The sequence below is a fragment of the Winogradskyella sp. HaHa_3_26 genome (assembly GCF_019278425.1).
Lineage (GTDB): Bacteria > Bacteroidota > Bacteroidia > Flavobacteriales > Flavobacteriaceae > Winogradskyella > Winogradskyella undariae.
This window is the reverse complement of record NZ_CP058981.1, coordinates 1,418,748-1,432,457: the sequence shown is the minus strand read 5'-3', so window position 1 is coordinate 1,432,457 and position 13,710 is coordinate 1,418,748. Positions and strand designations below refer to the sequence as shown.

Genomic DNA, 13,710 nt, shown 5'->3' with positions numbered 1-13,710 from the left:
ATATTATGGCAAAAAGAGCAGCACCCGAAGTAAATGCAGGATCAATGGCTGACATTGCCTTCTTATTACTTATTTTTTTCTTAGTAACAACTACTATTGAAAAAGATAAAGGTTTATTAAGAAGTTTGCCACCTATTGATGACACTCAAGTAGAACCGCCAGTTATTAAACAAAAGAATTTATTTACTGTTAATATTAATAGAAACAACCAACTCTTAGTAGAAGAGGAAGAACTTCCTATTAGTGAATTAAGACAAGCAGCTATAGATTTCTTAGATAATGGTGGGGGAACAAATCCAGCAGGTCAATCTTGTGATTATTGTAAAGGAGAAGGTTTATCCGATTCATCGGATCATCCAGATAAAGCAATTATCTCAATGAAACATGACAGGGAAACCACTTATGAAAAGTACATAGAAGTACAGAATGAGTTGGTTGCAGCCTACAACTACTTGCGTGAACGTGAAGCAGAGAGATTATACAAAAAGTATTATCCAAACTCTGACAAAGTTTTTACAGCAATGTTAGAAGAGAAAGAGAAGAATCAATATAGTAAGGATGAAGTGCTTAATGAGCGTATAGAAACCGTTAAGAAATTATTCCCTATGAAATTGTCTGAAGCAGAACCAGATAAAAACTAAAAGAAACCAATATGTCTAAATTTAGAAAAAAAGAAAAAGGTGAATTGCCAGCGATTTCAACGGCATCTCTTCCTGATATTGTATTTATGTTGCTTTTCTTTTTTATGGTTGCGACTGTAATGCGAGATAGTTCTTTAATGATCGAAAATGTACTACCAAGTGCAGATCAAGTAGAACAACTTAAAAAAGACAGAACTATTTTTATCTATGCAGGTAAACCTAGTGCTCAATACAAGAAATTTGGAGAAGAGCCAAGAATTCAATTTAATGATGCTTTTATTACAGTTGAAGATGTTCAGTCTTCAGTGTACCAAGGTATCAGTGAAATGAATGAAGAACTGCAGAGTAAAGTTGTTGTCGGTCTTAAGGTTGATAAAAACACAAATGCAGGTTTAGTATCTGATATTAAACAAGAGTTACGTAAAGCAAATGCATTAAAATTAATGTACATTGCAAATTCAAAACTTGAACAATAAACTAATTTTTTTAGTTTTATAAATATAACGTCCTGAGCAATCAGGGCGTTTTTTTATGTAATTACTATTAAAGATTTTGTAGTTTTATAAGTATGAAAATAGGGGTGTTATTTTTTATTGGTTTATTCAGTTATTTGGGGTTTGCTCAAGAGGATAAGTATGATAATTCAGAACTGTATGAAAAATATAGAGAGGATCAATTCTATGCTTCTGTAACGTATAATTTACTTAACCATAAACCTTCTGGTGTTTCTCAAACGGATTTTTCTTCTGGTTTTCATTTTGGCTTTATTAGAGATATGCCAATAAATAAAAAACGTAATGTAGCTATTGGTTTAGGATTAGGTATTTCAGCAAATTCTTATAACCAAAAAAATGTTTTGATTCAAGAAGCAGATAATGAAGTTTCTTTCGAAATCATTAATGAGGATGATTATAATGTTTCTAAAAATAAATTTTCTACTTATTTAATTGAAGTGCCTCTAGAAATTAGATGGAGAACTTCTACAGTTAAAGATTATAGCTTTTGGCGTATATATACAGGTTTTAAGTTTGGGTATTTAGTTCATAGCGTCATTAAGTTTAAAAGTGATTTAGGGGACGTTAAACTCTCTAATATTGATAATTTCAATAAGCTTCAATATGGTTTAACTTTAAGTGCTGGGTATAGCACTTGGAATTTTCATGTGTATTATGGACTTAATTCTATTTTTGACAAAGATTCTAAACTTGATAATGAATCTATTGATATGAAATCTTTAAAAATAGGACTTATGTTTTATATCTTATAACCAGTAATTTAAGAGGATAAGCTGAGGAGTTAATCCTGTGAAAACACCTATAATTAATTCTTGATTTGTATGAGCTTTTAAGTGTAATCTTGAAGTTGCAATTGCTCCCATAATAATAGACATTAGTGCAATTGTACCACTAATATTTATGTGGTAATGTAAGCTTAATGACACTGCAAACATAAAAAATCCTGAAGCAGCTATCATATGAATACTGGCTTTAACTTTGCATACAGCTAAAATAAAGCAGATTAGTGAGGAGAATAGAATACCTAAAAAGAAATAATATAATTCTATAATTTCGTTAGGAGTTAGGACTCTTATTAAGATTAATGCTATAATTACGCAATTAATAAATAAAGGAATTAAACGTTCTCTGGTACTTTTTAGGTAGATACTATTAACTTTATTTATGGTCTTCAGTAAAAAAAATAATAGTATTGGTAATATAATAGTGAGTATTACGATTGAGAAAATTTTGGCTTTCATTACATGCAAAGGAATGTAGCGTGGTGTTTTAGAAAAGAAAAACAACAAGCCTAAAAGAGGCATAATTAAGGGGTGAAAAATGAACGATACACTTTTTAATATAAAATCTTTCATAAAAAGTTTACTTATAGTTCTTTTCTTAAGCGAGCTACCGGAATATCAAGCTGTTCTCTGTATTTAGCTACTGTTCTTCTTGCAATTGGATACCCTTTTTCTTTCAATATTTTAGAAAGTGCTTCATCTGTTAAAGGCTTCTTTTTACTTTCTTCTTCTATAACCGTTTCAAGAATTTTTTTAATTTCTTTAGTAGAAACTTCTTCCCCTTTATCATTAGTCATAGATTCAGAGAAAAACTCTTTAATCAATTTAGTACCATAAGGCGTGTCTACATATTTACTGTTAGCAACACGAGATATGGTGGAAACATCCATTTCAATTTCGTCTGCTATATCTTTTAAAATCATAGGGCGTAAATTACGCTCATCACCACTTAAAAAGTATTCTTTTTGGTAATGCATTATAGAGCTCATGGTTACAAATAAGGTCTGTTGTCTTTGCCTTACGGCTTCAATAAACCATTTTGCAGCATCTAATTTTTGTTTAATAAACATTACAGCATCCTTTTGGGCTTTAGACTTCTCTTTCGTCTCTTTATAACCTTTAAGCATGTTGTTATATTCACGAGAAACATGAAGTTCGGGTGCATTTCTACCATTAAGAGTTAACTCTAATTCTCCATCTACAATCTTTATGGCAAAATCGGGTACAATATGTTCTACAATCTTATTATTACCAGCATAAGATCCGCCTGGCTTAGGGTTTAGTCTTTCAACTTCTTCAATAGCATCTTTGAGTTGTTCCTCATCAATGTTAAATTTTTGCATTAATTTTTTATAATGCTTTTTTGTAAATTGTTCAAAGCCCTTGTCTATAATTGTAGTTGCTAGCTCTACTTCAGGGTTTTGTTCTTTTCTATGCAATTGAATACTTAAACATTCTTGTAAATTACGCGCGCCAACACCTGCAGGATCTAATTGATGGACTATATTTAAGACTTTTTCAACCTCCTCTTCAGTTGTGTAAATATTTTGAGTGAAAGCTAAATCATCTGTTATGTCAGCTAAAGAACGGCGTATATAACCACTTTCATCTACGCTACCAACCAAGAAATAAGCAATTTCTTCCTCATTATCTGTAAGTCTAAACGTGTTTAGTTGGTTTATTAAATGTTGTGTAAAAGAAGTACCCGCAGCATAAGGCATTGTTTTATCCTCATCATCTGCACTATAATTATTGGCTTGTGTGCGGTATTCCGGTACTTCATCATCACTTAGATATTCATCAATATTAATATCATCAGTTTCGATGGTTTCATTGTCATCGTATTCAGTTTCTGAGTTGTCAAACTCATCAATATTATCTTCAGTTGCTTCAGATTCTTTTCCAGTATCTAATGCAGGGTTTTCTTCTAATTCTTGCTTTAATCGTTGCTCAAATGCTTGCGTAGGCAGTTGTATCAACTTCATAAGTTGAATCTGCTGTGGTGAAAGCTTCTGAGAGAGCTTAAATTGTAAAAACTGCTTTAAAGACATAAAATTTCTGTTGCTTATAAATGTAATGAAAAAAACCTGACAGGTTTCAAAAAGCTGTCAGGTTATTATTATATAACAATTAAAATTCTGCGTTTTGTGGTGTTCTAGGATAAGGAATGACATCTCTAATATTTCCCATTCCGGTTGCAAACATTACAAGTCTTTCAAAACCTAATCCAAAACCAGAGTGAACAGCGGTTCCGTATTTACGTAAATCTAAATACCACCATAATTCTTCTTCAGAAATATCTAAAGCTTTCATTTTTTCTTTTAAAACATCTAAACGTTCTTCACGTTGAGAACCTCCAACCATTTCTCCAATTCCTGGGAAAAGAATATCCATGGCTCTTACCGTTTTACCATCTTCATTTAAACGCATATAGAATGCTTTAATGTTTGCAGGATAATCGAATAAAATTACCGGACATTTAAAATGTTTTTCAACTAAGAAACGTTCGTGTTCAGATTGTAAATCTGCTCCCCATTCTTCAATAATATAATTGAATTTTTTCTTCTTGTTAGGTTTACAATTTCTTAGAATATCAATAGCTTCTGTATAGCTAACACGTTTAAAGTTATTATCTACAACAAACTTAATTTTTTCAATTAAGCTCATTTCACTACGTTCTGCTTGAGGTTTTGTCTTTTCTTCGTCTAAAAGGCGTTTGTCTAAAAATTCTAAATCTTCTTTATTATGTTCTAATACATAACTTAAAACAGATTTCATAAAATCTTCAGCTAAATCCATATTCCCAGCTAAATCCATAAAGGCAACTTCTGGTTCAATCATCCAGAATTCAGCTAAGTGACGTGTGGTGTTAGAGTTTTCTGCTCTAAATGTGGGTCCAAAAGTATATACTTTACCTAAAGACATAGCGTAAGTTTCAGCTTCTAACTGACCAGAAACGGTTAAGTTTGTTTCCTTACCAAAGAAATCTTCTTTGTAATTTATAGTGCCATCTTCGTTTAAAGGTGGTGTTTTTGCATTTAAATTTGATACTTTAAACATTTCACCTGCACCTTCAGCATCACTACCTGTTATAATTGGTGTGTGCATATAGTTGAAACCATTTTCGTTAAAATATTTATGTACAGCGAATGATAAAGAGGAACGTAAACGCATTACGGCACTAAAAGTATTTGTTCTTGTACGTAAATGTGCATTCTCTCTTAAAAATTCAAAAGAGTGTTTTTTAGGTTGAATAGGATAAGTTTCAGGATCAGAATCTCCTAAAATTTCTAATGTTTTTACAACAATTTCTACCGATTGTCCTTTTCCTTGGCTTTCTACTAATTCACCTGTGATATGAATAGCAGCACCTGTAGTAACACGTTTTAACGTAGCTTCATCAAAATTTTCAAAATCTACAACACATTGAATATTATTAATGGTAGAACCATCGTTTAAGGCTATAAATCGGTTTGCTCTAAAAGTTCTTACCCAACCTTTTATAGTAACATCTTGTAAAGTTACCTCTTGGGACAGTAGTTCTGCTACAGTTTTTGAAGTCATTTTTTAAATTATTTTGAAATGCAAAGATAAAAAAGCCTTTTGCTTTTAACTTAAAACCAAGTAAAGAAATAACATTATATTTATAAATAAAAACTAACTTGGAGCATTATATATCTTTCGATAAGATTGTAGTATGAACGAGAAGTTGAGAAGTCATTGATGTTTATAACCTCAAATTGCTTTTCGTTTAATAAATTTTTAGCTAAAATTGAGTATGAAAAATTACTATTCTTTGGTTTTAAAAATAATTCTGCTTCAATAAAATTGTAATTCACTTTATTTTGAAAATTTGGCTTTATGTGAGTATAAAGAACTTTAATATTTGAATCATTTTTAATCTTTATTATAGATTTAAATTGGTTGCTGATGCTACTATTAGAGTTTTTTAATTCAGTTTTAAATGTGGAATTATTATACATAAAAGTATTTTCAAAATTTACTGGCATTTTGAATCCTGTCCTTGCAACAAACTCTAATTGTAAATCATTAATTGTGATGTTTCTAAAATCAGAACCATTTAATGTGTTTAAATCCTCAGATATAGTATAGCTAGAATTAAATTGTAATGTGGAATTTAGAAACAGCACAAATGTTTCTGAATTTAGGAAGATGTTATAATTATTTAAACCTTCATTTTTTAAGAATGATGTCGTTATTGATATGTTTTCATTAATTATATTATTGAAAAAATAACCGTTTTTATTGTGAATGTACTGAATCCCTAAATTTATACTAGTTCGATTATAAAAATCATAATACTTAAAATCCATATTGAAATTATGCGATGTTAAATTATCTAGTGCAATTTTGTTATCCAAGAAATTCCTGAAATTAGTTTGGACTATATTGGTAAAGAGATTGTTTTCTGATGGTATTTTTTCATTGTAATTATAGTTTAATGAAAATCCAATCATCTTAGATAAATTATATTTGAGTTTTAAATATGGTAATGCTAGAATAGAACTTTTGCTACTGAAATCGTTATCAGAAAAATTCTGTAATGCTAGATTGTTGTAGTTTAATTTTAGTCCTAATCCGATATTACTTTTTTCGAATTTAAAATTATAACCAGAATTTATAAAATAGCTTCCAATTCTATACTCTGTATTGTTTACATAAGTTTCATTTTGATTTACTGAATTTTTTAACAAGGAATTATATTGGTTTGAAATGTAATTATAACCAATTTCAATTTTGTATTGATTTTTTTTGTGTAAACCTATTACGTCTGTTTTAAAAAGAAAATATTGCTTTTTAAATCTACTCGTTTGATTATTGAATTCTAATATATTATTTCCCTCATTATTAAATAACGTATTTGGGGATAAATTTAGTTCTTGTGGAGCCTCGCTAAGACTATGGGTTAAAATAGATTCTAATGCACTTTTTTCATTTATTCTGTAAGTTAAATTTACTTTGTTTTGGATTAATTTAGTCTTACTTATTAAATTTGATTGTTGAGACAAGCCATTATTATTACTAAAATTATTGCTATTTTTTTTTTTATGATCGTAATAACCTAAATAACTCCAATGTAAGTTGCCTTTTTCTTTGTTTTCAAAAAATATTTCAGCATTTAAATTTGTGGGCTTATTGTTGATTTTTTCTGTTGTTGTTATTAGTGTTTGGCTATCGTCATTTATAGATATAGAGCTAGAGTTAATTCGATTTTTTGAATCGACTTCACCATTTAAGTTAAATCTGACTTTAGATTTTTTAAATAATTTGAATAGAATATTAGAGCTATTTATAAAATTGTTATTAAAATTGTGGAAAGAATCATCTAATATAGAATAGAAGTTGCCTTCATTAATTAGTTTTTTTGCAGAAAGCGTTCCGTTTTTTTTGAAAACCTGACTATTCTTGTAGCCAATATTATTTAATGAAGTATAATTGAAAAGTTTTACTTTATTATTTAGCAACATGCCAACCCCATTTATTTTGTGCATATTTTTATAACCATACGCTAAATCAACGTTACCAGAAAAATTAAGTTTGCCCTTTTTAAGCACTAAATTAAGTATAACATCATCTGAATCTCTCAATCCTTTCTTTAAAGAATTTTCATCATAATTTTCAATGCCTTGTATCTTATCTACAATATCAACATTAATGTTTTTAGAGGCGATGGTGTAATTTGAATCAAATAAATCATCACCATCAAGAAGTAGTTTTTTTATGCTTTTACCTTTGTATTTAATTTCACCATTATTTCCTACGCTAACACCAGGAAGTTTTTTTAATAAGTCTTCAACGGTTCTTTCTGTTCCATCTTTAAAACTATCTACATTATAAATGGTTGTGTCTTTTTTTATTGTAATTCTCTGTTTAGCCTTAATTAATATTTCATTAAGTTCATTAACGTTTTCTTTTAAGACGACATTTAAAGTGACACTATTGTCTTTTAAGAGTGTTTCGTCATCTAAATTAGAAATTAAAGTTTCATATAGAAAACTGTTAAATTCTAAATAAACTGAATCTTTTATATGCTTTAACTCTATAAAATATTTACCGTTTTTGTCTGTAACTGTATATTGTAGTGTGTTTTTAGTTTTTTTGTTTTTAACCAAAACTGTGACGTTAGTTAAGGTTTTAACACTGTCCTTAACAACCCCTTTAATTACAACTTGAGTAAAGCCAGATAAGGTAATACAAAAAAGAAAGGCTGTAAACTTTAATTTTAAATGTACAGCCTTTACAAAATGTTTGTTTACAATAATTTCATTCATCAACAAGGTATTCAATATATCTTTTAGGAACAAAAACTTCAGAATCAAGATCACTTTTATAACCTGTCATTTTTTTGAAATATTTTATATAGCTCTTTTTGTAATCTGAGAAAGAAGATACATCAACTAACCCTTTATACGGGTTTACTGGAGTTTCTTCAAATGTATAGGTAATAAGACTAGCTTTCATTTTAACACTACCATCTAAGGAGTTAATTTCTAAGATTAATCCAGGTAAACCACTGAATTTAAATGGACCATCTTTAAATGGTATGGATTTATCATAAAAAGCTTCATAATCTCTACCTCTAAATGTGCAGTAGGCCTTGTAACATTTAGCACCATTGATTATTTTAGTTTCGTTTGACAGATTCCAATTAATCTTTACGTTATCCTTAATAATTATAGGATTTTTCAACCCGCGTTTTTCTTTATAATATACTACGGAATTTTCTAAATTCTTATAAAAGAATTTCTTGAAATTGTTAGAATTAATTTCAAATGAACCTAGTAGTTCAGATTCAAAGATAGTATCCTTAAGCGTAAACCTAAATTCGCTATCATTTCCATCACTTTTCAAAAGACCTCTATAGAATAAAATTGAACCATAATCATCAACTTCATCAATCAGATTTATAGTATATTCAATTTCAATATTATCTTCTTCAATCGAAAAAATGTCATTTGGGAATAAAGATATAAAGCAATTAAAAAAGAAAAAAAATATTAATAGATATTTTGACATAAAAATTATTTGTTAGTTAGACGACGTTTCAATAACTTTAACAGCTACTGTCAATCCTAATGCTCGTTTTGCTGCGGCAGTTGCCGCTGCGCATGCTGCACCATGAGCAACAGCTGAATCTTCATGTTCCGCACATTTTTTCACGTTAGCAGACTCATCTCCTACTGTAATAGTTCTTCTACAGCATGATTTTGCAAAGTCATTGTTTTCAAAATCTATTGAAGTAACAATTAATTCATTTCCTTTTTCCGTTGCACCTTCCGTGTTATTACTAGTTAACGCAAACACGCCACCAATGAACACTACACCTAATAAACCATAAAAACATGATATTTAGATTGTTAACAGTAAAAATTATTTTTAATTTAGCTATCAAAATACGAGCTTTTTGTGAAAATCCTTATTCTTAAAATGAATAACTTTATGCTATTTCGGTATATGTATTTTTTTATCTTTACTAGAAAAAAATAAGTTATTATGATTAATGTAGGTAAAAAAATACGTCATTTAAGAGAACAAAAAGGGCTAACCCAAGAGGCTGTTGCAGATGTTTTACACATTTCGCAACCTACATACGCACGTCTAGAAAATGGTGATCGAAACTCATGGGCAAATTATATTGAGCCACTTTGTAGTTTATTTGAAATACAACCTGAAGATTTGTTTAAACAAGATACTTTAATTATTAATCAAAATCAGCAAGGTGGTAATGGTGCTTTCATCATCAATCAACTTTCAGAACAACTCATAGCTCAATATGAAGAAAATTCTAAATTAAAAGATGATATAATTGCCGACTTAAAGAAAAGGCTTAGTAAACACGAGTAATTTTTCACAAATTTTTATGTTCTAAATTGTCTTCATTCTCATCATCATCATCCGAAGGAATAATATCTATAGAAGGTTCTCTTAATACTTCTTTATTTGCAATATTACGTTCTAATGATAATAGAAGCGAAGGTAATAATAGTAAGTTAGATAGCATGGCGAATAGTAAAGTTATAGATACTAATGCACCTAAAGCTACTGTACCACCAAAACTAGAAATTGTAAAGACAGAGAATCCAAAGAATAAAACGATAGAAGTATAAATCATACTTACACCAGTTTCTCTTAAAGCTCCGTAAACAGATTTTCTAATTTTCCAGTTATTGGCTTGTAATTCTTGTCTGTATTTGGCTAAAAAGTGAATGGTATCATCTACAGAAATACCAAAAGCAATACTAAAGACTAGAATCGTTGATGGTTTAATTGGTACACCAATATATCCCATGATTCCTGCAGTAATTAAAAGGGGTAATAAATTGGGGATTAATGAAACCATTATCATTTTAAATGATCTAAATAAATAAGCCATAAACAAAGCGATAAGTATAATAGCTAAGGTTAATGAGATCATTAAATTTTTTACTAAATATTTGGTTCCTTTTTGAAACACTAAAGCTTTACCTGTAATGGTTATTTCATAGCGTTCTTTAGGAAATAATTTATCTATTTTATTTTGAAGATCTTCTTCTATACGTTCCATTTTATCAGTACCAATATCTTTCATAAAGGTAGTAATACGTGCATATTGCCCTGTGCTATCAACAAAATCACTCAGCATATCCGTGTTCGATGTTGAGTTTTTAGCATAAGATAAGATGAAACTATTTTCTTGACTTGTTGGCAATTGGTAATACTTAGGATTACCATTGTAATAAGCCTGTTTGCTATATTTTACCAAGCTAACGACAGAGATAGGTCTAGATAATTCTGGGATTTCAGTAATTAATTGTTCTAATTCATCCATACGTTTTAAGGTCGATAGTTTCATAACTCCCTTTTTACGTTTGGTGTCTATTAAAATTTCTAATGGCATAATCCCATTAAATTCAGATTCAAAAAACCGAATATCATTAAAAAACTCTGTATCCTGTGGCATATCTTCTATAAGACTTCCTGAAATCTTAATTTGATATACACCTATAATACTCGTAATAATTAAGATAAGCGTTGTAATGTATATGGTAATTTTCTTGTTTTTCACCATAGATTCCATCCAACCTACAAAACGACCAATCCATCTTTTGTTTAAGTGTTCTAAGTGGCGTTCTTTTGGGTAAGGTAAGAACGTGTACATGATAGGAATCACTAATAAACACAATAAAAATATAGCCAAAATACTTAATGAAGCCACAACACCAAATTCTTTAAGTAGAGTACTTTCTGTAAAGATAAATGTAGCAAAACCTGAAGCAGTGGTAACGTTAGTCATTAATGTAGCGTTACCAACTTTGGTTATAACACGTTGTAATGATCTTACTTTATTTCCATGAGCTTTTACCTCTTGTTGGTATTTGTTAATTAAAAATACACAATTTGGGATCCCAATAACAATTATTAATGGCGGAATTAATGCTGTAAGTACTGTGATTTCGTAACCCAATAACCCTAAAATTCCAAAGGTCCACATAACACCAATACAAACTACAATCAGCGAAATAAATGTTGCTCTAAATGATCTAAAGAATAAGAAGAATATAAATGAGGTTACAAAAAGTGCTCCTCCGATAAAAATGGGAATTTCATCAATAATACTCTGTGAGCTTAATGTACGTATGTAAGGCATTCCTGAAACTCTTACATCGAGTCCGGTTTGAACTTCAAAAGCATCAATCTTTTTTTGTAGAACATCTAAAATAAATATTTTACGAGCAGGTGTATTTATAATATCCTTTTTAAAATAAAGTGCTGTTCTAAGGGTTTTAGTTTCGGCGTTAAATAAAAAATTGTCGTAGAAAGGATATTGCTCAAAAAGTTCATCTTCAAGCTGAACAATTTCTTCCATATTAGAAATAGAATCCTTTATAAAGGGTTCTAAGTCAAACCTTTCTTTCTCAGTGTTTTTAACAAGTTTTTTTAGATCTTTAATGGATAAAACAGCATCTATTTCTTCATAATCTTTAAAAGAATCTGCTAGTTTATTCCATGCATTTAATTGTTTTACAGTAAATATTGTAGAATCTTTAACTCCTAATACAACAAGGTTTCCTTCTTCCCCAAAAATTTCTAAAAAGTTATTGTAAACTAAGTTTATTTCGTGATCATCGGGCAATAGGTTTGCTTCAGTAGTAGAAAATTGCATGTATTTCCATTGCGTACTAAAAAATATAGTAGCCAAAATAATGGCAATAATTATAAAAATTTTATTACGAAGAATAAGTCTTGCAACGGCCTCCCAGAATCCTGTGGTTAAAATTTTAAACATGCATTGATAGCTTTCTTAGAGCAAGCTCTTAAGATATTAATTGAAAATATTTTTTTGATGAAACCATCACTTTACATAAATCTCGTTTTGAGATAAATGAGCGGCAAAGGTAGAAAAAACCTAAGAAATTGTAGGTTAATTAACAGTAATATAATTTATGTTATAATGAAATATTGAAGGTGAATTTAAACGCTATGTTATCTTCTAATTTTGGTAGGTGATAGCCACCATATCTGTAGGCAAAACTAAGTCCAAAACCAAAAACCAACTTATTGATTTCAAAACCCGATTCAGAGTAGAGCTTATTAAGTGTACCAAACTGAATATCTTGATGTCTACTAATACTATTCATATCTCCTATGGCATAGCGCGATATAAGGACAAGTTGGGGTTTAAAACGGTTAGAAATATTAAAGGGTTTAAAGGCATGCTTTAATTGTAGTGTAGAAAATTTATCACTAAAAAATTCATTAAAATACATCGTTTCAAAGCTATTTAAACCGGCGACTGAAAAACGTTGTAAAATAGTTTCCTTGGTAATGTTATTAGGATAAGCATGATATAAATGTGTTATAGGCGCATCTCCACCTACAACTCCTGCTACTAAAGTTACATTTGTTGTGGATCCGTTTTTGTATTTAAACTGTTGTATGGTTCTAAAATCTAGTTTAGAAAAATTAAAATCACTACCAAATATAGATTTAAAACCTTGTGTTAATTGTAGGGTGAATTTAGGATATCCATCCTTAGTTTCTTTTATATTATCTTTAATAAGACTGTAAGTACTAAATGGGCTCCATTGTAAACTCATTTTAGCAGTAGTTAAATCAAAAAAAGTATAACTATTATTATCTAATACGTAAGTGTAATTATACGTTGGGTCTATTTTAGATACGGCGAACTGTGTTTCAGTAAGCAGATGATTAGATAGTTTATGTTGTATAGAAACAGATTTTGTTATATGCCTATGAAATAAATCAATATTTAATAAGCGTGGTTCAAAAAATGTAAAAAACCGTTTATCTGTTAAAAATTTTGAGCTTCCTGTTTCTTGTAAATCATCAACATAGGCAAGGTGTATCCAAGTATCTGTTGCTTCGTTAACTCTAAAGCCACCTCCAATTTTATACTTAAATGCTTTATCTTTAAACCCATAAACAAGGTAACCATCGAGACGATATGTTTCTGAAAACCGATCGTTTGTAATTCCACCTAATCCACTTCTAAGCCCTTCATATTGATTAAATTTTATTAGATATCTTAAATCAAGATTAAAATAATTAAATGGGAGGTAACCATTACCAATATGTTTTAAGAACTCTGTTTTTTTTATGGAGTCTTTTGCGGTTTTATGAGCCTCAGATTTTGTTGTAGGAAGTTGTTGTGCATGACCGTATGTTGCAAGCGTTAAAAATAAAACGACACACAAATGCTTTAACATGTAAAATTTTTAAAAATTCTGATTAGAAAAAAACATCCCAAAC

General features: G+C 29.6%; 12 protein-coding genes. 4 read left to right on the top strand and 8 right to left on the bottom strand.

The window, feature by feature from the left end:
- Positions 1 to 5: 5 nt before the first annotated feature.
- The 3 genes from H0I32_RS06170 to H0I32_RS06160 all read left to right on the top strand — a co-directional run bounded on the left by H0I32_RS06170 (position 6) and on the right by H0I32_RS06160 (position 1,908).
- Positions 6 to 641 carry an ExbD/TolR family protein gene (locus tag H0I32_RS06170; RefSeq protein WP_173588367.1) on the top strand — a complete coding sequence of 212 codons (636 nt, stop codon included), beginning with the start codon at positions 6 to 8 and terminating at the stop codon, positions 639 to 641.
- An 11-nt stretch (positions 642 to 652) separates the two neighbouring features.
- A complete protein-coding gene (locus H0I32_RS06165) occupies positions 653 to 1,117 on the top strand; it encodes an ExbD/TolR family protein (protein ID WP_173588368.1) in 465 nt (154 codons plus the stop codon).
- 92 nt (positions 1,118 to 1,209) lie between these two features.
- The gene (locus H0I32_RS06160; RefSeq protein ID WP_173588369.1) at positions 1,210 to 1,908 is read left to right on the top strand and encodes a porin family protein; all 699 of its coding nucleotides are present in this window, start codon (positions 1,210 to 1,212) and stop codon (positions 1,906 to 1,908) included.
- Here H0I32_RS06160 and H0I32_RS06155 read toward each other — a convergent pair.
- From H0I32_RS06155 to H0I32_RS06130, 6 genes are all read right to left on the bottom strand, one after another.
- A complete protein-coding gene (locus H0I32_RS06155) occupies positions 1,903 to 2,511 on the bottom strand; it encodes a hypothetical protein (protein WP_179312624.1) in 609 nt (202 codons plus the stop codon). The genes H0I32_RS06160 and H0I32_RS06155 overlap by 6 nt on opposite strands.
- An 11-nt stretch (positions 2,512 to 2,522) precedes the next feature.
- A complete protein-coding gene (gene rpoN, locus H0I32_RS06150; RefSeq protein ID WP_179312626.1) occupies positions 2,523 to 3,989 on the bottom strand; it encodes an RNA polymerase factor sigma-54 in 1,467 nt (488 codons plus the stop codon).
- A gap of 79 nt (positions 3,990 to 4,068) precedes the next feature.
- A complete protein-coding gene (gene asnS, locus H0I32_RS06145; RefSeq protein ID WP_173588372.1) occupies positions 4,069 to 5,502 on the bottom strand; it encodes an asparagine--tRNA ligase in 1,434 nt (477 codons plus the stop codon).
- Positions 5,503 to 5,582: 80 nt separating this feature from the next.
- On the bottom strand, positions 5,583 to 8,231 hold the full coding sequence (locus H0I32_RS06140; RefSeq protein ID WP_179312628.1) for a hypothetical protein: 2,649 nt from the start codon (positions 8,229 to 8,231) through the stop codon (positions 5,583 to 5,585).
- Complete coding sequence (locus H0I32_RS06135) at positions 8,224 to 8,976, bottom strand: GLPGLI family protein (protein ID WP_173588375.1); 753 nt, start codon at positions 8,974 to 8,976, stop codon at positions 8,224 to 8,226. Before H0I32_RS06135 ends, H0I32_RS06140 begins: the two co-directional genes overlap by 8 nt.
- A gap of 12 nt (positions 8,977 to 8,988) precedes the next feature.
- A complete protein-coding gene (locus H0I32_RS06130; RefSeq protein WP_179312630.1) occupies positions 8,989 to 9,264 on the bottom strand; it encodes a hypothetical protein in 276 nt (91 codons plus the stop codon).
- Between the two features lie 189 nt (positions 9,265 to 9,453).
- Between H0I32_RS06130 and H0I32_RS06125 the strand changes: the two genes are divergently transcribed.
- Complete coding sequence (locus H0I32_RS06125; protein ID WP_217363264.1) at positions 9,454 to 9,804, top strand: helix-turn-helix domain-containing protein; 351 nt, start codon at positions 9,454 to 9,456, stop codon at positions 9,802 to 9,804.
- 4 nt (positions 9,805 to 9,808) lie between these two features.
- Here the strand turns inward: H0I32_RS06125 and H0I32_RS06120 are convergent, their stop codons facing one another.
- Together H0I32_RS06120 and H0I32_RS06115 are read right to left on the bottom strand one after the other, a co-directional pair.
- The gene (locus tag H0I32_RS06120; RefSeq protein WP_173588377.1) at positions 9,809 to 12,226 is read right to left on the bottom strand and encodes an efflux RND transporter permease subunit; all 2,418 of its coding nucleotides are present in this window, start codon (positions 12,224 to 12,226) and stop codon (positions 9,809 to 9,811) included.
- Positions 12,227 to 12,386: 160 nt separating this feature from the next.
- Positions 12,387 to 13,667 (bottom strand): DUF5686 family protein, encoded by a 1,281-nt coding sequence (locus tag H0I32_RS06115; RefSeq protein WP_179312632.1) that lies wholly within the window; start codon positions 13,665 to 13,667, stop codon positions 12,387 to 12,389.
- Between the last annotated feature and the right edge of the window lie 43 nt (positions 13,668 to 13,710).

Bases quoted from the DNA above. Each gene is read 5' to 3' on its own strand.
- H0I32_RS06170 (WP_173588367.1), top strand. From the start codon at position 6: ATGGCAAAAAGAGCAGCACCCGAAGTAAATGCAGGATCAATGGCTGAC.
- H0I32_RS06165 (WP_173588368.1), top strand. From the start codon at position 653: ATGTCTAAATTTAGAAAAAAAGAAAAAGGTGAATTGCCAGCGATTTCA.
- H0I32_RS06160 (WP_173588369.1), top strand. From the start codon at position 1,210: ATGAAAATAGGGGTGTTATTTTTTATTGGTTTATTCAGTTATTTGGGG.
- H0I32_RS06155 (WP_179312624.1), bottom strand. From the start codon at position 2,511: ATGAAAGATTTTATATTAAAAAGTGTATCGTTCATTTTTCACCCCTTA.
- rpoN (WP_179312626.1), bottom strand. From the start codon at position 3,989: ATGTCTTTAAAGCAGTTTTTACAATTTAAGCTCTCTCAGAAGCTTTCA.
- asnS (WP_173588372.1), bottom strand. From the start codon at position 5,502: ATGACTTCAAAAACTGTAGCAGAACTACTGTCCCAAGAGGTAACTTTA.
- H0I32_RS06140 (WP_179312628.1), bottom strand. From the start codon at position 8,231: ATGAATGAAATTATTGTAAACAAACATTTTGTAAAGGCTGTACATTTA.
- H0I32_RS06135 (WP_173588375.1), bottom strand. From the start codon at position 8,976: ATGTCAAAATATCTATTAATATTTTTTTTCTTTTTTAATTGCTTTATA.
- H0I32_RS06125 (WP_217363264.1), top strand. From the start codon at position 9,454: ATGATTAATGTAGGTAAAAAAATACGTCATTTAAGAGAACAAAAAGGG.
- H0I32_RS06120 (WP_173588377.1), bottom strand. From the start codon at position 12,226: ATGTTTAAAATTTTAACCACAGGATTCTGGGAGGCCGTTGCAAGACTT.
- H0I32_RS06115 (WP_179312632.1), bottom strand. From the start codon at position 13,667: ATGTTAAAGCATTTGTGTGTCGTTTTATTTTTAACGCTTGCAACATAC.